Here is a 25,663-nt window from a genome sequence, read left to right as displayed (position 1 = left end):
TCGGGGCGACCCACCATAGGCGTCTGCCGTACCGACTGCTTGGCGGGGGTATCGCAGACCCCTTATGTGCCAAGTCGGCTGGGTCTGCCGTCCGGTTGCAAAGGCCTCGACATGGTGGCGCACATCACAGCCACTGCCATTCCGCCGAGCATGTAGACGAGCGGCCCGATCCCGGCGGCGAACACCCCGTCACCCTCGGGCCGTCCGATGCTCAGCACCACGATCCCCATCAGCCATCCCACCGCCGGCGCGAGCACGCCGAGCTGGGTGCCGGTGGCGCGCAGCGAGCCGTAGAAGAGACCCGCGGTGGCGAGCAGCGAGAGCAGCAACCCGCCCGGGAACCAGGCGCCTTGGACCAGCGCGCCCGCGATCCCGACCAGCAGGCCGAACACGGCGAGACCGAGGTACGCGGCGATCCGGCCCGGTCTGGGCGACTGCGTCAGCCAGGAGCCGGCCTGCCCGTCATGTCCGCTCATGCCGCCACTCCCGCGAAGAGGTCGTGCTCGCGCTCTCCGAGTGGAGCACCCGGCTCACCCCGCACCAACTGGTAGTACTCCGTGCCGAAGATCGGCTGCCCCAGATCGTTGGAGAGTGCGAAGAAGGGCCCGTCCACGGCGATTTGGGAGGCATGAGCGCGCATCGCCGCCGCCTTCCGCTCCGTGTACGAAGTACCGTCGATCTCCGCGGTGATCTGGGAATCGTCCACGACACCCGGAATGTCGTCGATCGCCGCGATGCCCGGGAAGTCCACTCCCGCCGCCCGCAGCCGGGCGAAGCCCTCCTCGGCCACCGACCGTGGCACCCGGTTCCAGTAGATCTTGGCGATGGCGTGCGCGTCGCCGAGGTCGCGCCGGAAGTCGGGCTCCGCGGCCAGCTCGGCCGCGCGCATCGCGACGCGGTGCGCCTGGATGTGGTCGGGGTGTCCGTAGCCGCCGTTGGGGTCATACGTCACAAGCACCTGGGGCCGCACCGAACGGATGATCTCGACGAGGTACGGGGCAGCCTCGTCCACATCGGTGTCCCAGAACGCGCCGGGGCGGTGGTTCTGCTCGAGGCCCATCATCCCGGAGTCCCGGAAGCGGCCGGGGCCGCCGAGGAAGCGGTGGTCGGTGACGCCCAGCTCCGTCATCGCGGCGGCCAGTTCACCGATGCGATGGGGTCCGAGCCGGTCGTCCCGGTCGGGCGCGAGGTGGGCGAGGTCCGGCGGAATGACCTCGCCCTCCTCCCCGAGGGTGCAGGTCACCAGCGTGACCTGGGTGCCGGTGGCCGCGTACAGGGCCATCGTGGCGCCGTTGTTGATCGACTCGTCGTCCGGGTGCGCATGCACCAGGAGCAGACGACGGGCGGGTAGATCCTTCATACGGGGCAGCCTAGGGCCTGTCTTTTGGATCAGGCCGGACCCGTCGCGCTAGAACTTGATGCCACCGATCATCCCCGCCACATTCGTGGTCAGCTCGTTGATGGTGGGGGCGATGGACGAGCTTGCAAGATAGAACCCGAGCAACACGCAGACCGCCGCATGCCCACCCTTCAGCCCGGACTTCCGGACCAGCAGGAAGACGACGATCGCCAGCAGCACCACCGCCGAAATCGAGAGTGCCACGGCGGTTCACCTCCACAGATATTCGGTCGGGACGGGCAGGTTGCATGTGCCAGCGGGTTCATACCCACCTTGCGCTAGGGATCATAACTATCCGTACCAACGCATCGATCGGTGCACAGCAGCACACGGGGGCGCACGAACGCTAGGTTCGGTCGCATGACCACGAGGCTGCAGCTCTCCTTCCCGCGTCAGTACGCCAGGACCCAGCGCTTCACGCTCGGCGCACCGCGCGCCTTCACCGTGTCGCCGGACGGCTCCCGGGTGGTGTTCCTCCGGTCGGCCTCCGGGACCGACCGGGTGGGCCGGCTCTGGGTGCTGGATCTCGACGGCGATGCCCGCCGGCCGCAGGAACGGTTGGCCGCCGATCCCGACGCGCTGCTGGGCGGGGCGCAGGAGAAGCTCTCCGCGCAGGAGCGGGCCAGGCGGGAGCGCAGCCGCGAGGGGTCTTCGGGCATCGTCGCCTATGCGGTGGACCAGGAGGTCGAGTTGGCGGCCTTCGCGCTCTCCGGGCGGCTGTACGCGGCCGAGCTGCGGGCCGGAACCGCGCGCGAACTGCCCGTGCCCGGGCCGGTGATCGACCCCCGCCCGTCCCCCGACGGCCGCCGTATCGCTTATGTGGCCAGGGGCGCGCTGCGGGTGACCGGCGCGGAGGGCGACGGGGACCGGGCGCTGGCGGAGCCGGAGGACAAGGACAGCTCGTACGGCCTTGCGGAGTTCATCGCGGCCGAGGAGATGGGGCGCTCGCGCGGCTTCTGGTGGGCGCCCGAGTCGGACCGGCTGCTGGTGGCCCGGGTGGACGAGCGGAAGGTGCGGCGCTGGTGGATCTCCGATCCCGCGCATCCGGACCGGAAGCCGGAGCAGATCGCGTACCCGGCGGCCGGGACGCCCAATGCCGAGGTGCGGCTGTTCCTGGTCACGCTGGACGGGGAGCGTACGGAGGTGACCTGGGACCGGGCCCGGTATCCGTATCTCGCCCGGGTGCACTGGTCTTCGGCGGGCGCTCCGCTGCTGCTCGTCCAGGCGCGCGACCAGCGCACCCAGCTCTATCTGGCGGTGGATTCGCAGTCGGGCGCGACCCGGACGGTGCACGTCGACGAGGATCCGGTGTGGCTGGACCTGTTCCCCGGAGTGCCGGCCTGGGCGCCGGACGGCCGCCTTGTACGGATCGCGGACGAGGGCGGCGCACGGGTGCTGGCGGTCGGCGACCGGGCGCTGACCGGGGCGCAGCTGCAGCTGCGGGCGGTGCTGGACATCGGCGAGAGCGATGTGCTGGTCTCCGCGGCGGCGGGCGAGGAGGCCGCGGAACCCGAGATCGGCGAGATGCATGTCTACCGGGTCAATGAGCTGGGGATCGAGCGGATTTCGCAGGGCTCCGGGGTGCACTCGGCGGTGCGCTCCGGCGGGGTGACCGTGCTTGCGTCCTCGCGTACGGAGGTGAGCGGAACGTCCGTGCAGGTGTTGCGGGAGGGGAAGCCGATCGCGACCGTGGCCTCGTACGCGGAGCAGCCGGTGCTGAGTCCCCGGGTGCGGCTGTGCGAGGGGGGCCGGCCCAGGATTCCGTGCGCGGTCCTGCTCCCCACGGGGTACCGGGAGTCGGACGGCCCCCTGCCGGTGCTGATGGATCCGTACGGCGGACCGCACAGCCAGCGGGTGCTGGCCGCGCACAATCCGTATCTGACCTCGCAGTGGTTCGCGGACCAGGGCTTCGCGGTGATCGTCGCGGACGGGCGGGGGGCTCCCGGGCGCTCCCCCGGCTGGGAGAAGGCGATCAAGGACAACTTCCCGCTGACCCTCGACGACCAGATCGAGGCGCTGCACTCACTGGCCGGGACGTTCCCCCTGGACCTCGGCCGGGTGGGGATCCGCGGCTGGTCGTACGGGGGCTATCTGGCGGCGCTGGCGGTGCTGCGCCGCCCCGACGTCTTCCATGCGGCGGTGGCGGGCGCGCCGGTGAGCGATCTGCGGCTGTACGACACGCACTACACGGAGCGGTATCTGGGGGATCCGGCGGAGCGGCCGGAGGTGTACGCGGCGAACTCCCTGGTGACGGAGGACGGGTTGACGACGCCGGAGGATCCGGCGCGGCCGCTGATGATCATCCACGGCCTGGCGGACGACAATGTGGTGATGGCACATACGTTGCGGCTGTCGGCGGCGTTGTTGGCGGCGGGGCGGGGGCATGAGGTGCTGCCGTTGACGGGAGTTACGCATATGACGCCGCAGGAGCAGATTGCGGAGAATCTGCTGCTGCTTCAGGTGGAGTTCTTGAGGAGGTCGTTGGGGCTGGGGTAGTTTCCGTCGCCTCGCTGACGCCCTTCGGGCGAGTCCTCAGCGCGGAGGGGCGGGGGTGGGGGTGGGGGAACTCCGCCGTCACCAGCCCGGTGGGGGCGAGGACGGCGGCGGCGGGCCCGTGCCACCCCCCTGCGGATAGCCGTACCCGTAACCCGACGGCCGCACCGCCCCCTGCGCGGCGCTCTCCCCGCGGCGGGCCAGCGCAAGCACCAGCACCGCACCCGCCGTCAGTTCGAACAGCCAGGACAGCACGAGCAGCTGGTCCCACGTCGGCAGATCACCGAGCCCCGGGAGCAGCTCGTTCCGTATCGCGGTGTCGACGCCGCGCCCACCCGCGCCGAGCAGGAACGCCGCCACCACCAGCCCCAGCGGCCGCGAGTACACCGCATGGAAGAGCGCGCCGAACGCCGCCACCAGCGCGAGTACCACGATCACCGCGGTCAGCCAGCCCGGCGGCGTGCCGAGCAGCGGCAACGGCATGGACTCGCTGCCGGTGAAGCGGTCCGGATAGCCGCGGCCCCTGTTCCGCGTCGCCGTGCGGACCTCCCATGCCGCCAGCACCCCCGCCGCCGCGCTCAGCAGCACAAAGGCGAGCACCGACACACCTCGCGTCGGCCGGGTCGGCGTCCGCTCGTGCGCGGCCTGCGCGGCGTACGCGTCATACGCGGTGTACGCCGTGTACGCCGTGTACGGGGCGGACGCACCGGGCCGCGCCCGCCGCCGCCCCGCCACCGCCGTGATGAGCAGCCCCACGCCCAGAGCGATCGCCGCGAAGGTGAAGTACAGCGCCCTGGTGCGCAATTCGTCGCTGGCCCGCAGCCCCATCCAGGACGAGCTGAGGACCCACAGCCTGGGCAGCCGCACAGCGAGCGTGATCACGCCCGCGGCCACCAGCGCGGCGGCCGCCACGGGCGAGCGCAGGGCGGCTACGCCCACGGTGACGTACACCAGGAACAGCACCAGGTCGTCGAGGGTGGTCGTCAGCGGGACGGCGGCGTTGCCGCGGTCGTTTCCGGTCGTCCAGAGGCGCAAGAGGTCGAGCGGGTTGTCGACGCTCGTGAGATCCCGGACTATCCACACCCCCAGGACGAGGGCGAGTGCGGCGCACAGCACCGCACCGGTGATCCGGGCCCGCCGGGTAAGAGTCACACCGGCGATGCTGCATCGCTGTGGCCCCTTCAACAAGGGTTCACGCACCGCACAGGCGACCGGTCGGGGCCACATGGCGATCCCCGACCGGTCTACGGCACCCGCACGGCCGTACGCTGTTCAGCGTGACGGGTTCGTATATCGGAGCTGCGACGGTCAAGTTGCCTGCGTGTTAAAGAAATTGATGCACATTTATTGGGCTATGTCGCCCATGCTCACTCCTCGTTCAGAGGTGCCCCGCTCCTGGCGGCACCACCCGCTTCTCCTCCGCGAAGTGGCACGCCGACGGATGCTTCGCCGGCCCGGCCCCCCGCCGGAACATCTCCGGCACCTCCAGCAGCGGCACCTCCACCTCGCACCGCTCCTGTGCCTTCCAGCAGCGCGTCCTGAAGCGGCACCCCGACGGAATGTTCGCCGGTGACGGCACATCCCCGTGCAGAATGATCCGCTCCCGGTGCTCCCGCGCCTCCGGATCCGGCACCGGAACCGCCGACAGCAGTGCCTGGGTGTACGGATGCGTCGGATGCTCGTAGATCTCCTCGTCCTTGCCGATCTCCACGATCCGGCCCAGATACATCACGCCCACTCGGTCCGAGATGTGCCGCACGATCGACAGGTCGTGTGCGATGAACACATAGCTCAGGTTGAATTCACTCTGCAGGCTGTCCAGCAGATTGATGACCTGCGCCTGGATCGAGACGTCGAGCGCCGACACCGGCTCGTCCGCCACGATGATCTCCGGCTGGAGCGCGAGGCCCCGCGCGATGCCGATCCGCTGCCGCTGCCCGCCGGAGAACTGGTGCGGATAGCGGTTGATGTACTCCGGGTTGAGCCCGACGACGTCGAGGAGGTCCTGCACCTTCTGCCGGCGCGAGCCCTTCGGCGCCACCTCCGGATGGATCTCGTACGGCTCCCCGATGATGTCCCCGACCGTCATCCGGGGGTTGAGGGACGTATACGGATCCTGGAACACCATCTGGATGTTCCGCCGCACCGCCTTCAGCGCCCGTCCCGACAGCTTGGTGACGTCGTCGCCCTTGTAGCGGATCGACCCCGCCGTCGGCTCCTCCAGATGCACCAGCATCTTCGCCAGCGTGGACTTGCCGCAGCCCGACTCCCCCACGATGCCCAGCGTCTCGCCCGCCACCAGGTCGAGGTCGACCCCGTCCACCGCCTTGACCGCGCCGACCTGCTTCTTGAAGAGGATGCCCCGGGTCAGCGGATAGTGCTTCACCAGGTCGCGAACCTCCAGGATCGCCTCAGCCATGGAGTACCTCCTGCCAGAAGTGGCAGGCACTGCCCCGCTCCTTTGACACCTCGTACAGCGGCGGCTCGTCCGTCCGGCACACGTCCTGCGCCAGCGGACAGCGCGGATGGAAGGCGCAGCCGGGCGGAATGTGCATCAGGTTCGGCGGCAGGCCCTTGATCGCGTACAGCTCGCGGCCCTTCTGGTCGAGCCGTGGGATCGAGGCCAGCAGACCCTTCGTGTACGGATGAGCAGGGGATTTGTAGATGTCGTGCACGGGGGCCGTCTCGACGATCCGCCCCGCGTACATCACCGCGATCCTGTCCGCGACGTCCGCGACCACGCCCAGGTCGTGGGTGATCAGGATCAGCCCCATGTTCAGCTCGTCCTGGAGCCCCGCGAGCAGCTCCATCACCTGTGCCTGGACGGTGACGTCGAGCGCGGTCGTCGGCTCGTCCGCGATGATCAGCGACGGCTCCAGCGCCAGCGCCATGGCGATCATGATCCGCTGCCGCATGCCCCCGCTGAACTGGTGCGGATACTGCCCCACCCGCTCCTTCGCCCCCGGGATTCCCACCCGTTCCATCAGCTCAACGGCCTTCGCCCGCGCGTCCTTCCTCGACATCCCCCGGTGCGCGGTGAACATCTCCCCGAGCTGGTCACCGACGCTCAGCACCGGGTTCAGCGACGACAGCGCGTCCTGGAAGATCATGGCCATCTGGGCCCCGCGGATCTTCCGCCGCTCCTTCTCCTTGAGCTTCAGCAGATCCTGTCCCTTGAAGAGCACCTCACCGCCGGTGACCCGCCCCGGCGGGATGTCCAGAATCCCCATGACGGCCTGCGCGGTGACGGACTTTCCGGAGCCCGACTCGCCCAGTACGGCGAGCGTCTGGCCCTCCTCGACCGTGTAGTTGACGCCGTTGGCGGCATTGGCCACGCCGTCCCGCACACGGAACTCCACGTGCAGATCGCGCACTTCGAGCAACATGGGCGGGCTCCTCAGCGCAGCTTGGGGTCGAGGGCGTCGCGCACCGCGTCGCCGAGCATGATGAACGCGAGCACCGTGATCGCCAGCGCGCCGGCCGGCCAGAGCAGCATGTGCGGGGCGTTGCGGATGTACGGCGACGCCGAGGAGATGTCGATGCCCCAGGACACGGTCGGCGGCTTCAGACCGGCGCCGAGGTAGGACAGGGTCGCCTCCAGGGCGATGAACGTACCGAGCGCGATGGTCGCCACGACGATCACCGGGGCGACGGCGTTCGGCCCGATGTGCCGCAGCAGCATCCGAGTGTTGGACGCGCCGAGCGCCCGCGCCGCCTGGACGTAGTCGTTCTGTTTGGCGGTGATGACCGAGCCGCGCCCGATACGGGAGATCTGCGGCCAGCCGAGCAGCACCATGAAGCCGACCACCGGCCAGACCGTCGTGCTGTTGACCACGGACAGCAGCACCAGACCACCCAGGACAACGGGGATGCCGAAGAAGATGTCGGTCATTCTGGACAGAATCGCGTCCCAGGCACCGCCGAAGAAACCGGCAAGACCGCCGAGTACGGACCCGAGCAGCGCGACGCCGAGGGTGGCACAAACGCCGACGGTCACCGAGGTCCGCGCGCCGTAGACGGTACGTGTGTAGACGTCGCAGCCCTGTCCGTTGAAGCCGAAGGGGTGGCCGGGCTGGGAGCCCTGCTGCGCCTTGGCGAGGTCGCACTGGAGCGGATTGCCGGAGGCGATGAGCTGCGGCCAGATCGCGATGATCACCAGAAAGGCGATGATCACTCCCGAGATGATGAAGACGGGATTGCGCCACAGATCGCCCCAGGCGTCCGACCAGAGACTGCGGGGCTTCTCGGAGGGACCCGTGCCCAGCGGGCCGCCGGGGGTCTTCTCCAGGGTCGCGCCCTCGCTGGTCGCGAGGTCCATCCCGCCGCCCGCGCCGGTCGAAGCGATGGCTCCGCCGTTGTCGTACTGCGGCTCAGGCATAGCGGATCCTTGGATCGAGTACGGCGTACAGGAGGTCGACGAGCAGATTCGCCAGCAGGAACACCAGGACGAGAACGGTCACAAAGCCGACGACGGTCTGGGTGTTCTGGCGGACGATGCCCTGGTAGAGCTGGTAGCCGACGCCGTGGATGTTGAAGATGCGCTCGGTGACGATCGCGCCGCCCATCAGCGCGCCCACGTCGGTGCCGATGAAGGTGAGCACCGGGATCAGTGAATTGCGCAGCAGATGGCGGCTGATGACCCGCCTTCTGGGGAGCCCCTTCGCCTTCGCGGTGCGGACATAGTCGGAGCGGGCGTTCTCGGCGATCGAGGTCCTGGTCAGCCGGGTGACGTACGCGAGCGAGACCGAGGCGAGTACGAGACCGGGGATGATCAGCTCGTTGAGCGGTGCTTCCGGTGATACGGCGGGCTTGATGACGCCCCACTCGACGCCCAGCAGCAGCTGGAGGAGGAGACCCATGACGAAGGTCGGGATCGCGATGACCACCAGGGTGAGCACCAGCACGCCGGTGTCGACGGGACGGCCGCGTTTCAGGCCGGTGATCACGCCCAGCGTGATGCCGATGATGATCTCGAAGACGATCGCGACCAGGGTGAGCCGGATGGTCACCGGGAAGGCCTCCGCCATCAGCTCGGTGACCGGCTGCCCGTTGAAGGCGGTGCCGAAGTCACCGGTGAAGACGTTGCCCATATAGGTCAGGTATTGCTGCCACACCGGCTTGTCGAGGCCGAACTCCTTGCGCAGCTGGGCGGCCGTCGCGGGGTCGCACTGGCGTTCGCCGCAGAGCCCCGCGATGGGGTCGCCCATCACGTTCACCATGAGGAAGATCAGCAGCGTCGCGCCGAAGAAGACCGGGATCATCTGCAGCAGACGCCGGATCACATACCGTCCCATCGCTGGCCTCCCGGCGTCGGTCGGTCACTTCACCGTGATCTCGTTGTAGACAGGGAGACTGAACGGGTTCAGCGCGACATCGGAGATCCGTTCCGAGTAGCCGGCACTGCCGTTCTGGTACCAGAGCGGGATGGCGGCCATCTGGTCGCGTACGACTTCCTCGGCCTGCTGGAAGGTCTCCACGGCCTTCTTCGTGTCGGACTCGGCGTTGGCCTCGTTGACGAGCTTGTCGAATTCCGGGTTGCTCCACAGGCCGTCGTTGGACGAGGCGTTGGTGTAGTAGAGCGGCTGCAGGAAGTTCTGGATCAGCGGGTAGTCCATCTGCCAGCCGGCCCGGAAGGGGCCGGGCATCTTGTGCTGACCGATCTGGTTGCGGAAGTCGGCGAAGGTGCCGACGGGGTTGCCGACGCACGCCCGGTCGTTGCCCAGCGCGTTGTTGATGCTGTTGCAGACGGCGTCGACCCACTCCTTGTGCGAGCCGGTGTCGGCGTTGTACGAGATCTTCAGCTGGCCGCCGGGGAAGCCGCCGCCCTCCGTGATCAGCTTCTTGGCCTCGGTGGGGTTGTAGGTGCAGGCGTCGCCGCAGAGCGTGTCCTTGTAACCGCCGTCCGTGCCGAGCACGGGGGAGGTCCAGTCCTTCGCGGGCGTACGCGTCTTCTGGAAGATCGTGTCGGTGATCTGCTGGCGGTTGATCGCCATGGAGATGCCCTTGCGGACCTTCGCACCGTTCGGGGTGTTCCATGCCTTGGTGTAGTACGGGAAGGCGAGGGTCTGGATGATGCCGGCGGGAGTGTTGATGTACCGGCCGTCGAGGTCGGCCTTGACGTTCTTCAGCTGCGCGGCCGGCACATCGTCGACGAGGTCCAGATTGCCCGCCGTCAGATCGGTGTAGGCGGTGTTGTTGTCCGTGTACACATTCAGGTCGACGCCGCCGTTCTGCGCCTTGTCGGGGCCCGGGTAGCCGTCCCACTTGCGCAGGGACATCTTCGAGCCCCTGGCGTACGAGTCGATGGTGTACGGGCCGTTGCCGACGGGCTTCGCGAGCCAGGAGTCGTGGCTGGTGAAGAACGCCTGGGGAAGCGGGGAGAAGGCGGAGTAGCCGAGGGTGTCGGGCCAGGTGGAGAACTTCTGGTTGAGCTTGACCGTGAAGCTCGTGTCGTTGACGACCTTGAGTCCGGACAGGGTCTGGGCGGTGGGCTGCCCCTTCTCCGGGTGGACCTGGTCGTACCCGTCGATCTGGCCGAAGAAGTACGCGTTCTTCTGGTTGTTCTTGAGGTTGGCGCCGTAGTTCCAGGCGTCCACGAAGGACTTGGCGGTGACCTTCTCGCCGTTGCTGAAGGTCCAGTCGTCCTTGATGGTGATCGTGAAGTTGACCGAGTCCGAGGTGTCGATCTTCTCGGCGATCATGTCTTCGGCCGCGCCGGTCTTCGCGTTGTACCGCTTGAGGCCGCGGAAGACCATGTCGAGGACCTTGCCGCCCTGCACCTCGTTGGTGTTCGCGGGCTCCAGCGGGTTCTGCGGGTCGCCCCAGGAAGAGCTCACGATCCCTGTGTCGCCACCACCGCTGTCGGTGCCGCCGCCGCAGGCCGTCGCCGTGAGGGCGACGGCCACCGCAGCTGCGGCCCATCTGGCGTGCGTCGCTCCACGCATGGAGTGCCTCCTGTGGTCCCGAGTCTCCCTTAGGACCGAATACACCCCATATATGTGCAGACCGCGCGTTATCCTCGGCCGTCCGGACGAGTCGGCGGATCGGCCCTCAGGATCACCTCCCAGGTGTCCACGGCGAAGTCGAGGCTCATGCCATGGGACTCGTACAGCCGCAGCGCACCCGTCGCGTTCCCGGTGTCCACGCCCAGGCCGATGGCGCTGATGTCGCGGCCGAGACCGGCGTAGACGCCGAAGGCGTGGCGCAGCAGATGGCTCGCGATGCCCTGGCCCCTGACCTGCTTGCGTACGCCGAGGTCCTGGATCCAGCCCATGTTCTCCCGGTCGTTGCGGGTCATCACCACCGCGACATCACCGGAGCCGGCGAGAGAGGCGATCCACACCAGGGACCAGTCGAGGCCCTTGCCCCGGCCCTCGAGCCACTGCTCGTAGCTGCGCGGCTGATGGTCGTAGTGCTCGGCGAAGGTCTCCTCGACGAGCTGATGGGCGCGCCTGCGGTCCGCTTCGCCGCGGCACTCGCGCAGGGTGAGCCCCGCAGGCGGTGCGGGGACGTGATCGGCCGCCGGCGACAGCGGCCGGCTCAGTACGTTGTAGCGGCGCACGGTCTCCCAGCTGCGGCTGGTGAGCAGCGCGGTGTCCAGGGTGGGGCGGACATTGAGGTGGAGGTGGACGACTGCCCGGTCGGCTCCGTTGGCGGCGGCCTTCTGGGCGGCCCGTATCTCGATCAGATCGAGGAGCCGCTCGCCCGCCGCCTGGTGGTCGGGCAGCACATAGTGGTCGATGTCGATGCGCTCGGCCCCGGAGTCGTCCCACAGCAGTCCGTACGCCACCAGGCCGCCGTCCTCGAACGCCAGCCAGGAGTTGTGCTCCAGATCGGCCTCGGAGCGGGTCAGATCGGTCTCGACGGAGCTGAGATCGGTATCCGGTCGCCCGATTTCGGCAACATCGACCGCGTTCAGCAGGGCACAGACAGCGGGCGCATCCTCGGGGGTGGCCGGCCGGACGGTAAGGGACATGCCGCCACTCTTCGGGCCGGAACGCGGATGCGCAAACGATTTTGACCGGCCGTATTTCTGTTGGATCGTCAACTTCCTTCAGTGACACGGAAGTCAAGCTCAGCTTTTCCTCAAATGGATTCCAACTCGCGACCACTTGGGCCACAGTTGTCGGCGACCGGTCAAGCCGCCGACGGTGAGACCAAAACGAGGGGAAAACTGAAAATGAGGCGTGCACTCAGCACGGCACTCGCTGCTGTTGTCCTCAGCGGTGGCACCATCGTCGCAGCCGCGCCCGCACATGCGGGAGTTCAGGGATGCGACTCGTCGGGGACCTACATCGCCATCATCAACAAGAAGACGGTGTGGAAGCCCACCAACATTCACAGCGACTGGGCCCGGCCTGGTGTCACCATCAGTTACGCGAAGAACAAGACCGGCAGCTGGACCGCCACCGGCACGGCAACCGTCGGCGCCGAGGCCGGCGTCATCTTCGCCAAGGCCAGCACGTCCTTCAGCGTCTCCCTGGCGAAGACCTGGACCAAGTCCGACACCTGGACCTACTCGGCCACCGTGCAGCGCAAGGCCGGCAAGACCAAGGGCCGACTGATGATGTATCACGACGCCAAGAGCTTCACCGCGCACAAGTACCGGGTCTACACGGGAGCCGGCGGCGTCTGCAAGACGCAGACCGTTTACAAGAAGCCCGGCGTCATTCCGGTCAAGGCGAACAACAATCTGTGGGGTATTCAGTACTCCTGACGAATACCAAGGACCGGCCCCCGGGAGTGAAATCCACCGGGCCGTGAATGGAAATGCCCCGGCCACCACAAGGCGGCCGGGGCACTTTCCATGCATACGCGTCAGTCGTCGGAACCGCTCTGGTCCTCGAGCGCCGCGAGCGCCGGGTCGAGAACAACGTCCTCGGCACGCCCCTCGGTCGTCGGCTCCTCAGGGAAGTGGCAGGCCGTCAGGTGGCCCGCCCGGTTCCCGGAGAGCTGCACCAGCGGCGGCTCCTCGGTCGCGCACTTGTCCTGCGCCTTCCAGCAGCGGGTGCGGAAGCGGCAGCCGGACGGCGGCAGCACCGGGGAGGGAACGTCGCCGGAGAGACGGATCCGCTCCTTCTTCGCGGCGTCGACGTCCGCCTCGGGCACCGCCGAGAGCAGTGCGTGCGTGTACGGGTGGCGGGGCCTGTTGTACAGGGAGTCGCGGTCGGCGACCTCCATCACCTTGCCCAGGTACATGACGGCCACGCGCTGCGAGAAGTGCCGCACGACCGCCAGGTCGTGGGCGATGAACAGGAAGGCGATACCCAGCTCGTCCTGGACCTTCTTCAGCAGGTTGACGACCTGCGCCTGGATCGACACGTCCAGCGCCGAGACCGGCTCGTCGGCGACGATCAGCTTCGGCTCGAGCGCGAGGGCCCGCGCCACACCGATCCGCTGCCGCTGGCCGCCGGAGAACTCGTGCGGGAAGCGGTTGTAGTGCTCCGGGTTGAGACCCACGGTCTCCAGCAGCTCCCGCACCCGCTTCTCGCGCCCGCCGGGCGGGTTGATGCCGTTGACCTCCATCGGGCTCTTGATGATGGTGCCGACGGTCTGCCGCGGGTTCAGCGACGAGTACGGGTCCTGGAAGATCATCTGGATCTCGGACCTGATCGGCGCCAGCTGCTTGCGGCTGGCGTGGGTGATGTCCTGCCCGGAGTAGGTGATCCTGCCGCCGGTCGGTTCGAGCAGGCGGGTGATCAGCCGTCCGGTCGTGGACTTGCCACAGCCCGACTCGCCGACGAGGCCGAGGCTCTCACCGGCGTGCACGGTCAGGTCGATCCCGTCGACCGCCTTGACGGCGCCGACCTGGCGCTTGAAGGGGAAGCCTCCGTAGATCGGGAAATGCTTGGTCAGGCCCTCGACCGTGAGCAGTGCCTCGCCCCGGTCGTCGGCCACATCCGATGTTCCCTGCTGTTTAGGCAGAGTGACGTTTTCACTCATGTCTCTGCGTCTCCCTAGCCCAGCCGGGGCTTGATCTGATCGATGAAGATGGTCTGCTTCTGATCCGCCGTGAGGTGGCAGGCAGCGGCCCGCCCCTCGGCCAGCAGCGGCCGCTCGCCGGAGCACCGCGAGTCGCTCACCTTGTCGGTGAAGGTGCAGCGCGGGTGGAAGGGGCAGCCGGACGGCGGTGTGAGCAGGCTCGGCGGGGAGCCGGGGATCGGCATGAGCGCCTCGTCGATGTCACCACCGAGGCGCGGCATGGAGCTCAACAGACCCCAGGTGTACGGGTGCTGCGGTGCCTGGAGCACTTCGCGGACGCTGCCGCGCTCCACCGCCCGCCCCGCGTACATCACCAGCAGGTCGTCGGCCATGTTGGCGATGACGCCCAGGTCGTGGGTGATGAAGATGATCGCCGACCCGAACTCCTGCTGGAGATCCTTGAGCAGGTCGAGGATCTGCGCCTGCACGGTCACGTCGAGCGCGGTGGTCGGCTCGTCGGCGATCAGCAGGTCGGGATTGCAGATCAGTGCCATGGCGATCATCGCGCGCTGGCGCATACCGCCGGAGAACTGGTGCGGGTAGTCGTTGAAGCGCAGCGCGGGCTGCGGAATGCCGACCTTGTCGAGCATCTCGATGGCCCGAGCCTTCGCCTCCTTCTTGGAGGCGCCGGTGTGCTTCATGAACGGCTCGGCGATCTGCCGGCCCACCGTGTAGTACGGCGAGAGCGCCGTCAGCGGGTCCTGGAAGATCATCGCGACCTTGTTGCCGCGAAGCTTCTCGAGCTCCTTCTCGGAGGTGTCGGTCAGCTCCTGCCCGTCGAGTCGGATCGAGCCGTCGACGGCGGTGGTCTTGGGGTTGTGCAGACCGAGCACGGTCAGGTTGGTGACGGACTTGCCGGAGCCCGATTCGCCCACGATGCCCAGCGTCTTGCCGCGCTCGACATCGAAGGAGAGGCCGTCGACCGCGTTGACGATGCCGTCCTCGGTGGAGAACCGCACCCGCAGGTCGCGGACCGAGAGGAAGGCCTCCGGCCCGGTCGGGGCCGGTGTGTCTTCGGTCTTGGTCAGTGTGGTCACGGTCGTTCTCCTAGGCGAGGCGCACGCGCGGGTCGATGTAGGCGTAGGCGAGGTCCACGATGATGTTCAGGATCAGGATGAAGAAGGCCCCGAACAACATCACGCCCATCGTCAGCGGCAGGTCCTTGGTCAGCGAGGACTCCACCGCGAGGCGGCCCACGCCCGCCAGGTCGAAGGTGAACTCGGTGACCACGGCGCCCGCGAGGAGCCCGGAGAGGTCCATACCGAGGATGGTGACGATGGGAGCGAGGGAGCCGCGCCAGGCGTAGCGGAAGAAGACGTACCGCTGTCGCATGCCCTTGGCCCGCGCGGTGCGGACATGCTCTTCCTGAAGCTGCTCGATCATGGTGGAACGAGCCATACGCGTGTACTGCGCGGTGAAGATCGTTGCCATGACGGCCCAGGGGATCAGCAGCCCGACGCCCCAGCCGACCGGATCGTCCGTGAACGGAACGTACTTGGGGTTCTCCATCCAGCCCGTGCTGTAGACGAAGATGCCAAGAACGATCGGCCCGAGGAAGTAGATCTGGAACGAGCTGAGCACCATCGAGGCGCCACTGACGGCCTTGTCGACCGCGGTACCGCGCTTCCATGCGGCGATCAGTCCCGAGGCGAGTCCCAGCACCAGGAAGATGATGAGGCCGCCGATGGTCAGCGACAGCGTCAGCGGGAAGCGGTCCATGATGGAGGCCCAGACGAAGTCGCCCGTGCTGAAGGAGACACCGAGGCACGGCGCGGGGCAGTGCCCGACGGGGAAGTCCCGGCCGGTCACGATGCCGACCATGAAGTCCCAGAACTGTGCGGTGATGGGCTTGTCCAGGCCGAGGTTCTCGCGGATGACCGCGATGTTCTCCGGCGTGCAGTTCTTGCCGCAGGAGAGCTCGGCGAAGTCCTGGGGGATTGTGTAGAACAGGAAGAACGTGAACGCGCCGATCAGGAACATGATCACGACGGCGCCGATCAACCTGCGGATGAGGAACTGAAGCATCGCGGGAGGCTGCTCTCTTCGGAAGCGGCGGGGGTTGTGAGGGGTTGGAGTCCGTGGGGGTGCGCTCCGCCTGGCGCACACCCCCACGGATCAGCCGTGATTCGGTGTTACGGCTTGATCAGGTACAGACGGTTGATGTCGATGTAGCTCGAGTTCGTGCTGTACCGGGCACCGCCGACGTTGGAGCCGAAGAGCTGGATCTGCTTCGAGTAGTAGACCGGAGCAGACGGGTTGATCTCCTCGACGATGCGGTGGTGCGCCTCTTCCCACTTCTTGGCAGCGGCCTCGGGCTGCAGGACCAGGGCCTCCTGGATGAGGGAGTTGACCTTGTCATCGTTGATGTGGGAGTAGTTCGGGGCACCGTCGGCGATCAGCTTGCCGTCGTAGACCGGGGTGACGACCGTCGACGGGGAGGACCAGTCCTGGCCCCAGCCGGTCATGTACAGGTCGTACGGGTTCTTGAGCTTGCCGATCTGCTCGTAGAACGTGGCGCGCTCGATCTCCTTGGCCTGAACGTCGAAGCCGATCGCGTTCAGCGCGTCCTTGATGATGACCATCTGCTTCTGGCCACGCGGGGTGTTGGAGTAGGCGTAGGTGAGCTTGGTGCCCTTCTTGACACCCGCCTCCGCGAGGAGCTTCTTGGCCTTCTCCGGGTCACCGTTGGGCATCTTCAGCTTGCCGAACGGGTCGTACTTCGGGTCGAAGCCCGGCAGGGTCGGCGCGAACAGACCACCGGCCAGCTCGCCGCCGTACTTGCCACCGTCAGCCTGGATCATGCGCTGGTTCGGGATCGCGTACGTGATCGCGTCGCGGACCTTCTTGTCCTTCAGACGGTCCAGGTTGAAGCTCATCTGCCACACGTAAGGCTGGTAGCCCTTGATCGTGCGCTTGTTGACCGCCGCGTTGTTGATCACGGACTGCATCTGCGCCGGGTCCACGGAGTCCGTGAACTGGATGCCGTTCTTGGCCTCGCCCTGGTCGGCGACGAGACGCTTGGTCTGGCTGGGCTGGTCGATCGTGGTGGTGAAGTTGTAGCCGTCGACGTACTGGTGGCGCACGGCGTCCGTCTTCGGGTCCCAGTTGGTGTTCTTCACCAGCTTCAGGGACTTGCCGGCCTTGTACTCGGCGACCTTGTACGGACCCAGCGACTTCGGGGCCTTGTCGTACTTCTCCTTCGTGTCCGCCTTCTGCGGCACGACGGCGTAACCGGCCATGGCCAGCGCCTGCGGGAGGTCCGGACGCGGCTTGTCGAAGTGGAAGACGACAGTCTTCGCGTCCGGGGTCGCCAGAACGGTGTCCGGAAGGTGCTTGCCCTTGTACGGACCGTCCGGCAGCGCCTTGCGGTAGTCGGAGCCGGAGAGCCAGCTCTGGACGAAGGTCGGACCGTCGAAGATGACCTTCGAGTACTGACGCTCGATGGTGTGACGGATGTCGGCCGAGGTGATGGCGTTGCCGTCCTCGTCCTTGATGCCGTCCTTGAGCGTGTACGTCCAGGTCTTGCCGCCCTCGGAGGACTTGCCGGAGTCGGTGGCGATGTCACCGACGACGGTCAGGTTGCCCTTGTCGTCCTCCTGGTAGTTGGTCAGCTTGCGGTGGACCAGGTTGGCGAACTGGCCCGCGTCACTCACGTAGATCTGGCCCGGGTCCATGTGGGACAGGTCCGACTGCGTGAAGACGTTGATGCTGCCACCGGGCTTGGCACCCGGGACCTCTGCCGCCGGACCGTTGGACCCAGCCGCGTCGGCGTAGGCGACCGGCTTGGACTGGGCCGCGGCGTCCTGCTGATTCTTGGACTGGTCCTTGGAGTCCTTACCGCTGTCCTTGGAGCAGCCGGTGAGGGCCAGGGAGCCGGCCGCGACAGCGACGACTATGGCGCGTGCGGAGCGCGAGTGAATGGGCTTCATGATGCTCGTTGCACCTACCTGTCGGTTGTTATCCAAAAGAGCTGCCTGACCGTCCGGTTGCCCGGCGCGGGAGCGGCAGTTACCCCCGCCCATGGACGTCACCGTCCGGTCTTGGGGTCGAACGCGTCCCGGACCGAGTCGCCAAGAAGGTTGAAGGCGAGGACGAAAACCACCATGGCCACGCCCGGGAAGATCATGAACGCCGGATCCTGCTCGTAGATCTTGGAACCGATCGCGAACATCCGGCCCCAGTCGGGTGTCGGCTCCACGAAGCCGACACCGACATAGGAGAGGAAGGCGATGCTGAGGATGGAGCTGGGCAGCGTGTAGGTGCCCTGCACCAGGATCGGCGTCACGATGTTCGGCAGGATCTCCTTACGGACGATCCGCCACCGTGAGGCGCCCGAGACCTTGGCCGCCTCCACAAACTCCCGCTCGCGCAGGGAGAGTACGGAGCTGCGTACCAGGCGGGCCATGCCCATCCAGCCGAGGAACCACATCACCAGGAGGATCGCGACAGCGCGCAGGTAGGTGGGGGTCTCATCCGTCGGAGAGACGAACAGCGCGGTCACGACGGGCATGAAGGCGATGAAGAACAGCTGGCTCGGGAAGGCCAGGAAGAAGTCGGTCACCCGGCCGAGCCAGTAGTCGACCTTGCCGCCGAAGTAGCCGCCCACCATGCCGACGATCACGCCCGTGAGCACGCTGAAGAGCGTCAGCACGAGCGCCATGTAGAGCGAGGTGCGCATGCCGTAGAGCAGCATGGTGAACACATCGCGTCCCAGGTTCGGTTCGACACCGAACCAGAAGTCTCCGGAGATGCCGCCGAAGCCGCCGGCCGGCATCGAGAAGTCGTCGAGCAGGTCCGCGTATTCCGGCTTGGTGGGATACAGCGTGTACGGATCCTTGCCGTACAGGGCCGAAATCACCGGGGCCAGCGCGGCGACGGCGAAGAAGAAGAGCACCACGCAGGCGGAGATCACGCCCGTGCGGTCGCGCTTGAAGCGCGTCCACATCAGCTGGCCGGGTGAGCGGCCGGTGAGTGCCTTGGTGCTGTCCGCCGCGTCGGTCTTGGTCGCGGTGTCTTCGTCCAAGGCGACAGAGGCGTCGGTGCCCTCGGTCTCAATTGGACTGGTCATGATGTGTCCATTCACGGGTGTCGGGTGACCCGCGATCCTGCGCGCTGTGACGGCCGAGCGGTTTGCCCTCGGACCGTCATGGCTGTCGCGTGACAATGCCCCGCCTGCGTCCGCGCCCTGGACGGGTGCGGTCGCGTCACCCTCTGCCCAGGGGAGTACCCATGGGCAGGAAGGCTGGAAAGAGCATTGATCGGGATGGGTTCCATCCCCAGGAGCGCGAGCCGAGCGGTTGACCGAGTGTCAGATTCGCCGGCCGCTGCCAGCGACCTGACCGGATGAAGTGCGCTGCAAAAAACCGGCCGTACGGGTCGTCTGCGACGACCCGTCCCCACTGGCGCTCGTGGCACCGCGCATGGGTTCCTCCTCAGGAGTCCACGTATTCACTGCAAGGCTGGGCACATGACACCCGCCGACACCCCTGACGGCGAAGATGCAGTACCTCGTGTGCTCGTGAGTCGGCGCTCCCCAAAGCGCGTGACCCGTTGACCCGAGCTCAATGAAGCCAACTATTGGGTAAGTTCAGGCTGCAAACCACACTTAAAGCATCTCGTTTTGGCAACATCACCCCGCCCCAGAGGCCCAAAATTCGGACAAAGGGATCGCAGACAGACACCCGCGAAACGGACTGTTAATACAGGTTTCCGGTGAGCAACGTCCGATAGCCGAACAAGTGGGGTAGGAAAACCTGTTGACGGACAAGCCCCGACCCGTGTTCCGTCCGGGCAGTTTTCCATGCGATCCGACACACGCAAACGGCCCGGACGACCCCCTGGCGGGGTCGTCCGGGCCGTTGCCGGACAGGCATGCGGGCGGGCGCCCGCGGCGGGTCAGTTGCGCTTGGCGCGCGAGGCGGTGCGGCCGCGCTCCTTCTGGTCCAGGACGACCTTGCGGATACGCACGGTCTCCGGGGTCACCTCGATGCACTCGTCGTCACGGCAGAACTCCAGCGACTGCTCCAGCGAGAGCTTGCGCGGCGGCACCACGTTCTCGGTGGTGTCCGCGGACGCGGCACGCATGTTGGTGAGCTTCTTCTCCTTGGTGATGTTCACGTCCATGTCGTCGGAGCGCGAGTTCTCACCGATGATCATGCCCTCGTAGACCTCGGTGCCGGCCTCGGTGAAGATGACCCCGCGCTCCTGGAGGTTGATCATCGCGAACGGCGTCACGGTGCCGGCGCGGTCCGCGACCAGCGAGCCGTTGTTACGGGTGCGCAGCTCGCCGAACCACGGCTCGTGGCCCTCGAAGATGGAGTGCGCGATGCCCGTGCCACGGGTCTGGGTCAGGAACTCCGTACGGAAGCCGATCAGGCCGCGGGACGGGACGATCCACTCCATGCGGATCCAGCCCGAGCCGTGGTTGGTCATCGTCTCCATGCGGCCCTTGCGGGTCGCCATCAACTGCGTGATGGCGCCGAGGTGCTCCTCGGGGGAGTCGATCGTCATGCGCTCGATCGGCTCGTGCAGCTTGCCGTTGATCTCCTTGGTGACAACCTCGGGCTTGCCGACGGTCAGCTCGAAGCCTTCCCGGCGCATGGTCTCGACGAGGATGGCCAGCGCCAGCTCACCGCGGCCCTGCACCTCCCAGGCGTCGGGACGCTCGGTCGGCAGGACGCGCAGCGAGACGTTACCGATCAGCTCGCGGTCCAGCCGGTCCTTCACCAGCCGGGCGGTGACCTTGTGGCCCTTGCCGCCCTTGCCGACCAGCGGCGAGGTGTTCGTACCGATGGTCATGGAGATCGCGGGCTCGTCGACCGTGATCAGCGGCAGCGCGATCGGGTTCTCCGGGTCGGCCAGGGTCTCGCCGATCATGATCTCCGGGATACCGGCGACCGCGCAGATGTCGCCCGGGCCCGCCTTCTCGGCCGGCTTGCGGGTGAGCGCCTCGGTCATCATCAGCTCGGTGATGCGGACGTTGGACATGCTGCCGTCGCGCTTGATCCAGGCGACGGTCTGCCCCTTCTTCAGCTCGCCCTGCTCGACACGCAGCAGTGCGATACGGCCGAGGAAGTTGTCGGCGTCGAGGTTGGTGACATGGGCCTGGAGCGGCGCGGACTCGTCGTACTCGGGGGCCGGGACGTGCTCCAGGATGGTGTTGAAGAACGGCTGCAGGCTGTCACTGTCGGCCGGGACGGTGCCGTCCTCCGGCTTGGTCAGCGAGGCGACGCCGTCACGGGCGCAGGCGTAGACGATCGGGAACTCGATCTGCTCCTCGTCCGCGTCCAGGTCCAGGAACAGGTCGTACGTCTCGTCGACGACCTCGGCGATCCGGGAGTCCGGGCGGTCCGTCTTGTTGATGCAGAGGATGACGGGCATCCGGGCCTGGAGGGCCTTGCGGAGCACGAAGCGGGTCTGCGGAAGCGGGCCCTCGGAGGCATCGACGAGCAGGACGACCGCGTCCACCATCGACAGACCGCGCTCCACCTCGCCACCGAAGTCGGCGTGGCCGGGAGTGTCGATGATGTTGATGGTGATCGGGTCCCCGCCGTCCTTGGGGTGGTACTTCACGGCGGTGTTCTTCGCCAGGATCGTGATGCCCTTCTCACGCTCCAGGTCGTTCGAGTCCATCATGCGGTCGTCGAGGTGCTCGGCGGCGTGCGCGGCGAAGGCGCCGGCCTGCTTCAGCATGGCGTCGACCAGGGTGGTCTTGCCGTGGTCGACGTGGGCGACGATGGCAACGTTACGGATGTCGTGGCGCGTGGGCATGCTGGCTGGCGCTTCTCTCGATCGTGGGATCAGGCGTCTGACGGTCGTAGCCTCGTCCGCCCGCCGGGCGGACACGCCACGGCTTAGTCCTATGGTACGGGCACGCCGCGCAAGGGGCTTCCCGGTCCGATCGGGGGAGGGTTTCTGCAGCACGGGGTGTGCGATGAAGCGGGTGTGGTGCCTGGGTGTGGAGCCCCGGGTCAAAGGGTGGCACGATCCTGCCCGCCGGCGCTGCCGGCGGGCAAGGGACTTGAGCCAGTTCTGAGGTTCTGACCTGCTGCTTCCTGACAGCTGCTACTTCTTGGCGGCCTTCGCTCCCTTGGCTGCCTCCGGCTTCTTGAAGCCGATGTCCTGGTAGCGGGGGGTGCCGAAGCCGAAGGCCCCGGCATTGGCCACAGCCGGCCTGGCCGCGACCAGCTCGGGGCGCTGGTAGAGCGGAATGGCTCCCGCGGCGGCCCAGATCCGGGCGTCGGCACGGCGCACCAGATCACGGGCGGCGTCCTCGTCCAGCTCGGCGGCCGCCTGGTCGAAGAGCTGGTCGACGTAGTCGGAGCCGACACGGGTGTAGTTCTGCTCCACCAGCAGCGATCCGTCGGCGGCGGGTACGGGCTTGGCGAAGATCGGGCGGGCGTCGGTCGCCGGGTAGGCGGTGGCGGGCCAGGAGTACAGCGCCAGGTCGTAGTTGCCCGATGCGATGTGGTCCTTGAAGTAGCTGTCGTCGGAGACCTTGGTGATCTCGGTGTGCACGCCGATGCGGTCCAGCATCCGAACGATCTTGTCGCCGACGGCTCGCAGCGCATCGGAGCCGGGCCCCGAGGGGAGTACGAAGCGCAGGGTGAGCGGCTTGCCGTCCTTGCCGATGGGGCCGCTCACGTGGGCCGGGGCAGCGGTGCCGCGCGGGGCGTACGCTCCGGGGACCCCGCCGTCCAGTGCCCGGGCCTGGCGCCGTACGGCCATGCCCTGGAGGGCCGCGGCGGGGGCGGGGGCGAGGATGTGCGTACCGGCCTCTTGGCCGTGGCCGGCGGCCGCGGGCTTGTCGTCGCCGACGATGTACATCCCCTCGTTGGAGGCGACGTCCTCTTCCTTCTTCTCTTCCTTCTTCCTGTTGGCGGCTTCGGGCGCCGCCAACGGCGATGCCTTGGACGAGGCCTTGGCAGATGTCGTGGCGGACGTCGTGGCGGACGCCTTGGGCGACGTGCCGGCCGACCCGCTGGGCGGTGCACCGGGCGATGCCTTGGACGAAACGCCGGGTGAGGCCTTCGCCTCGTTGCCCGCCTTCGCCGGAGCGGGCTTCATACGAGCCCCGGCAGGCGTCCAGCCCGCGTCGGCCAGCAGCGCCTGCGCCTCCTCCGTGTTCTGCTCACCGAGCGCGCCGCTGTTGTCCATGTACGCCCGCTGGCCGGACAGCGCCAGATGGCTGCCGGGCGGCGTGGCGGGCAGGCCGAGCGGGGTCAGTACGGTCTCGGCCAATTCCTTGCGGTTCAGCGCCCGCGCCACGGCGCGGCGCACCCGGTCGTCGGCAAGCGGTCCCGTCTCACCATTGAGCGCGAGCTGGGTGTACGCGGGCTCCAGCGACTTGCGGACCACATACCGGCGCAGGGCGGTCTCCTCGGCGGTTGACGCCTCGATCGCCTCGGCGCCCTCTTCGCGGGCCGGCTGCGCGGCCCTGGGGGCGGCGCCCGGCCCCTGGGCCGTCGGCCGACCGGAGGCCTTGTCCCGTGCCGCGAGGACGATACGGTCCGCCGTGCCGCGGTCGACCTCCGCGAGATCGAGCGCGCCCTCGACCAGCGCCGCGCCCCGCGCCTCGCGCGGCACCGCGGTGAGCACCAGCCGGTCCAGCTTGGCCTGCTGTCCCCACCAGCGGGGATTGCGTACGAGGACGGTGGTGCCCGCCTTGTGGTCGACGGACTTCACCTGGAAGGGGCCGGCCGTCGACTTGAGCGTGCTGCGCGCCCCGTCGTTGAAGGAGGCCGGTGTCCCGGTCACTTCCTTCGGATAGAGCGGGGTGAAGAGGGACCGCCAGTCCGCGTAGGGCTTCTTGAAGGTGATCTTGACCTCGAGGTCGTCGGCGCCCTTCTCGATCTTCTCGATCCGCTCGTACCCGGCGTTGCGCGCGGTCCAATACGCCGAGTCCTTCCCGCTCAGCGCTCGCCACTGGGCGAGGAAGTCCGCCGCGCCGATCTCCCGGCCGTCGCTCCACACCGCCTGCTGGTTGAGCTTGTAGAGAACGACCTGCTTGGGCTCGCGCTCGACGACCTTGGCGGACTCGACGTAGTCGGGGTTGCGCTGCGGGCGGCCGCTCTTGTCGAGGACGAAGAGGGAGGGGAGCACGGCCCCCGCGACGCGCGTGGTGGCGGCGTCCGCGTCGGCCTGGAAGGCATTGAGCGTGGTGGGCAACGCGTCGATCGCCCAGCGCAGGGAGCCCCCGTCGGCGACCTGGTCCCGCCCGGTGGCCGCGATGTCCTGGGCGGTGGCCTTGCCGGTGTTCTCGGCCTCGTCCGAAGCGCAGCCCGTCAGGACCGGGAGGGCGAGCATCCCGCTGGTGAGCAGTGCGACGGAGCGAAGTGTCCGGGAGCAAGTCCTCCCGCGTGGCGCGTCGACCTGGGACATGACTTCTACCTCTTCGTCCTGTTTTCTGACATTTAGAGATGATCACATCGATTCCCGCCCACTGAAGTGGACGAAGCCCGGCGGGAAGCGGCGACACGGCGGCACGCGCCCCCAACGCCACCCGTGCGGCCCAACGAAGAGACGGGCATAGTGTCACCAAAAGGGAGAAAATGGGGGGAGTGAAAAACCAGCCACAAGGGGCGCGCCGCAGGCCCATGCGCCGATCAATCCCCGCACATCCCTTCACAAGGGGGGATGTGACGCGCAACACTCGCAGGCGCATGAGCGATGCCACCGCACCCTGCGGAAGTGAGGGCAAGTCATGTCCCAGCAGGAAGATCTGACGGCGATCCAGCAGCGCCTCGACCAGCTCGTCCAGCGTGTCGCCGAGCTGGAGCGGACCGTCGGTCAGCTGCGTGGCGCCGGCCCGGCCGCAGCTGCCGCGCCGAAAGAAGCGGGCCGCCCCGAGCTGGTCACCATTCCCGACGTCCCGTACAACAACGCGCTGTGGACGGACTCGGACGACGAGGGCCTGGGCGTCCGAGACCGGCACGCCCCCTAGGAGACCTCGTTGGCCACAGGCACTGAACCACCACAAATCAATACAGGCGTGCATGCCGCGACCCGCGCAGCCATCGGCCCCCGCCATCTGCGGACCGACCGCTGGTGGCTGTCGCCCGCGCTGACCGCCGGCGGGCTGCTCGCCTTCATCGTCTACTCGACCTGGCGCGCATTCGCCAACGCCGACTACTACGCGGCGCCGTATGTCTCGCCGTTCTACTCCCCCTGCCTGGCGGAGAACTGCGCGACGATGCGCGGCGGCCCCAACTGGGAGATCTTCGGCAGCTGGTGGGGCCTGTCCCCGGCGCTGCTGATCCTGATCTTCCCGCTGGGCTTCCGGCTGACCTGCTACTACTACCGCAAGGCCTACTACCGGGGCTTCTGGGCCTCACCACCGGCCTGCGCGGTCGCCGAGCCGCACAAGACGTACAGCGGCGAGACCCGCTTCCCGCTGATCCTGCAGAACATCCACCGCTACTTCTTCTACGCGGCGCTGCCGGTCGCCTCGATCCTCACGTACGACACCGTGCTCGCCTTCCGCGACGAGCACTACGCCTGGGGCCATGTGGGCCTCGGCACGATCGTCTTCGTGGTGAACATCGTGCTGATCTGGGCGTACACCCTCTCCTGCCACTCCTGCCGGCACATCATCGGCGGCCGGCTCAAGCACTTCTCCAAGCATCCGGTGCGCTACCGCCTGTGGGGCTGGGTCGGCAGGCTCAACGAGCGCCACATGCTGCTCGCCTGGGCGTCGCTGATCAGCGTGGCGCTCGCCGACTTCTACGTCTATCTCGTCGCGTCCGGTGCCTTCGACGATCCGCGACTCTTTTAGTTGAAGGGGCCTTCTAG

General features: G+C 67.6%; 21 protein-coding genes. 4 read left to right on the top strand and 17 right to left on the bottom strand.

Going from position 1 to position 25,663, the window contains the following annotated elements; genetic code table 11:
- Nucleotides 1–62: 62 nt before the first annotated feature.
- The 3 genes from ACQEVG_RS25265 to ACQEVG_RS25255 are packed head-to-tail and all read right to left on the bottom strand — an operon-like array spanning nucleotide 63 to nucleotide 1,603.
- Complete coding sequence (locus ACQEVG_RS25265; RefSeq protein ID WP_432987740.1) at nucleotides 63–476, bottom strand: DUF6113 family protein; 414 nt, start codon at nucleotides 474–476, stop codon at nucleotides 63–65.
- Nucleotides 473–1,360 carry an N-acetyl-1-D-myo-inositol-2-amino-2-deoxy-alpha-D-glucopyranoside deacetylase gene (gene mshB, locus ACQEVG_RS25260; protein ID WP_432987737.1) on the bottom strand — a complete coding sequence of 296 codons (888 nt, stop codon included), beginning with the start codon at nucleotides 1,358–1,360 and terminating at the stop codon, nucleotides 473–475. The genes ACQEVG_RS25265 and mshB overlap by 4 nt, the downstream gene beginning before the upstream one ends.
- A 48-nt stretch (nucleotides 1,361–1,408) precedes the next feature.
- Complete coding sequence (locus ACQEVG_RS25255) at nucleotides 1,409–1,603, bottom strand: hypothetical protein (protein WP_142213873.1); 195 nt, start codon at nucleotides 1,601–1,603, stop codon at nucleotides 1,409–1,411.
- A 156-nt stretch (nucleotides 1,604–1,759) separates the two neighbouring features.
- On the opposite strand from ACQEVG_RS25255, the gene ACQEVG_RS25250 reads away from it, so the two are divergent.
- On the top strand, nucleotides 1,760–3,895 hold the full coding sequence (locus ACQEVG_RS25250; RefSeq protein WP_432987735.1) for a prolyl oligopeptidase family serine peptidase: 2,136 nt from the start codon (nucleotides 1,760–1,762) through the stop codon (nucleotides 3,893–3,895).
- A gap of 78 nt (nucleotides 3,896–3,973) precedes the next feature.
- Here ACQEVG_RS25250 and ACQEVG_RS25245 read toward each other — a convergent pair whose 3' ends face one another.
- The 7 genes from ACQEVG_RS25245 to ACQEVG_RS25215 form a co-directional block, all read right to left on the bottom strand.
- Nucleotides 3,974–5,044, bottom strand: a complete 1,071-nt coding sequence (locus tag ACQEVG_RS25245) for a hypothetical protein (RefSeq protein WP_432987733.1) — start codon at nucleotides 5,042–5,044, stop codon at nucleotides 3,974–3,976.
- A gap of 226 nt (nucleotides 5,045–5,270) precedes the next feature.
- The gene (locus ACQEVG_RS25240) at nucleotides 5,271–6,311 is read right to left on the bottom strand and encodes an ABC transporter ATP-binding protein (protein WP_432987731.1); all 1,041 of its coding nucleotides are present in this window, start codon (nucleotides 6,309–6,311) and stop codon (nucleotides 5,271–5,273) included.
- Complete coding sequence (locus ACQEVG_RS25235; protein WP_432987729.1) at nucleotides 6,304–7,278, bottom strand: ABC transporter ATP-binding protein; 975 nt, start codon at nucleotides 7,276–7,278, stop codon at nucleotides 6,304–6,306. Before ACQEVG_RS25235 ends, ACQEVG_RS25240 begins: the two co-directional genes overlap by 8 nt.
- 11 nt (nucleotides 7,279–7,289) lie before the next feature.
- Complete coding sequence (locus ACQEVG_RS25230; RefSeq protein ID WP_432987727.1) at nucleotides 7,290–8,270, bottom strand: ABC transporter permease; 981 nt, start codon at nucleotides 8,268–8,270, stop codon at nucleotides 7,290–7,292.
- On the bottom strand, nucleotides 8,263–9,186 hold the full coding sequence (locus tag ACQEVG_RS25225; RefSeq protein ID WP_432987725.1) for an ABC transporter permease: 924 nt from the start codon (nucleotides 9,184–9,186) through the stop codon (nucleotides 8,263–8,265). Before ACQEVG_RS25225 ends, ACQEVG_RS25230 begins: the two co-directional genes overlap by 8 nt.
- A gap of 24 nt (nucleotides 9,187–9,210) precedes the next feature.
- Nucleotides 9,211–10,836 (bottom strand): peptide ABC transporter substrate-binding protein, encoded by a 1,626-nt coding sequence (locus ACQEVG_RS25220; protein WP_432987723.1) that lies wholly within the window; start codon nucleotides 10,834–10,836, stop codon nucleotides 9,211–9,213.
- 68 nt (nucleotides 10,837–10,904) lie between these two features.
- Nucleotides 10,905–11,867: a GNAT family N-acetyltransferase gene (locus ACQEVG_RS25215; protein WP_432987721.1), complete on the bottom strand. Its 963-nt coding sequence runs from the start codon at nucleotides 11,865–11,867 to the stop codon at nucleotides 10,905–10,907.
- Between the two features lie 204 nt (nucleotides 11,868–12,071).
- Here ACQEVG_RS25215 and ACQEVG_RS25210 point away from each other — a divergent pair, with 204 nt between their 5' ends.
- On the top strand, nucleotides 12,072–12,608 hold the full coding sequence (locus ACQEVG_RS25210; protein ID WP_432987719.1) for a hypothetical protein: 537 nt from the start codon (nucleotides 12,072–12,074) through the stop codon (nucleotides 12,606–12,608).
- 101 nt (nucleotides 12,609–12,709) lie between these two features.
- Here ACQEVG_RS25210 and ACQEVG_RS25205 read toward each other — a convergent pair whose 3' ends face one another.
- From ACQEVG_RS25205 to ACQEVG_RS25175, 7 genes are all read right to left on the bottom strand, one after another.
- Nucleotides 12,710–13,834, bottom strand: coding sequence for an ABC transporter ATP-binding protein (locus ACQEVG_RS25205; protein WP_432987717.1), 1,125 nt, complete (start codon nucleotides 13,832–13,834; stop codon nucleotides 12,710–12,712).
- Between the two features lie 14 nt (nucleotides 13,835–13,848).
- Nucleotides 13,849–14,910: an ABC transporter ATP-binding protein gene (locus ACQEVG_RS25200; protein ID WP_432987715.1), complete on the bottom strand. Its 1,062-nt coding sequence runs from the start codon at nucleotides 14,908–14,910 to the stop codon at nucleotides 13,849–13,851.
- A gap of 10 nt (nucleotides 14,911–14,920) precedes the next feature.
- The gene (locus tag ACQEVG_RS25195) at nucleotides 14,921–15,898 is read right to left on the bottom strand and encodes an ABC transporter permease (protein WP_432987713.1); all 978 of its coding nucleotides are present in this window, start codon (nucleotides 15,896–15,898) and stop codon (nucleotides 14,921–14,923) included.
- 107 nt (nucleotides 15,899–16,005) lie between these two features.
- Nucleotides 16,006–17,802 carry an ABC transporter substrate-binding protein gene (locus ACQEVG_RS25190; protein ID WP_432987711.1) on the bottom strand — a complete coding sequence of 599 codons (1,797 nt, stop codon included), beginning with the start codon at nucleotides 17,800–17,802 and terminating at the stop codon, nucleotides 16,006–16,008.
- 98 nt (nucleotides 17,803–17,900) lie between these two features.
- Complete coding sequence (locus tag ACQEVG_RS25185; protein ID WP_432987709.1) at nucleotides 17,901–18,941, bottom strand: ABC transporter permease; 1,041 nt, start codon at nucleotides 18,939–18,941, stop codon at nucleotides 17,901–17,903.
- Nucleotides 18,942–19,768: 827 nt separating this feature from the next.
- Complete coding sequence (gene typA / locus ACQEVG_RS25180) at nucleotides 19,769–21,643, bottom strand: translational GTPase TypA (RefSeq protein ID WP_432987707.1); 1,875 nt, start codon at nucleotides 21,641–21,643, stop codon at nucleotides 19,769–19,771.
- Between the two features lie 294 nt (nucleotides 21,644–21,937).
- Complete coding sequence (locus tag ACQEVG_RS25175; protein ID WP_432987705.1) at nucleotides 21,938–24,253, bottom strand: ABC transporter family substrate-binding protein; 2,316 nt, start codon at nucleotides 24,251–24,253, stop codon at nucleotides 21,938–21,940.
- Nucleotides 24,254–24,575: 322 nt separating this feature from the next.
- Here ACQEVG_RS25175 and ACQEVG_RS25170 point away from each other — a divergent pair, with 322 nt between their 5' ends.
- Both ACQEVG_RS25170 and ACQEVG_RS25165 read left to right on the top strand, forming a co-directional pair.
- The gene (locus ACQEVG_RS25170) at nucleotides 24,576–24,815 is read left to right on the top strand and encodes a hypothetical protein (protein WP_432987703.1); all 240 of its coding nucleotides are present in this window, start codon (nucleotides 24,576–24,578) and stop codon (nucleotides 24,813–24,815) included.
- Between the two features lie 9 nt (nucleotides 24,816–24,824).
- Nucleotides 24,825–25,646 (top strand): hypothetical protein, encoded by an 822-nt coding sequence (locus ACQEVG_RS25165; RefSeq protein WP_432987701.1) that lies wholly within the window; start codon nucleotides 24,825–24,827, stop codon nucleotides 25,644–25,646.
- Nucleotides 25,647–25,663 lie beyond the last annotated feature (17 nt).

It is taken from the genome of Streptomyces sp. CA-135486, from assembly GCF_050936555.1.
GTDB lineage: Bacteria > Actinomycetota > Actinomycetes > Streptomycetales > Streptomycetaceae > Streptomyces.
The sequence above is the reverse complement of the archived record's forward strand: the minus strand, read 5'-3'. Positions and strand labels throughout refer to the sequence as shown.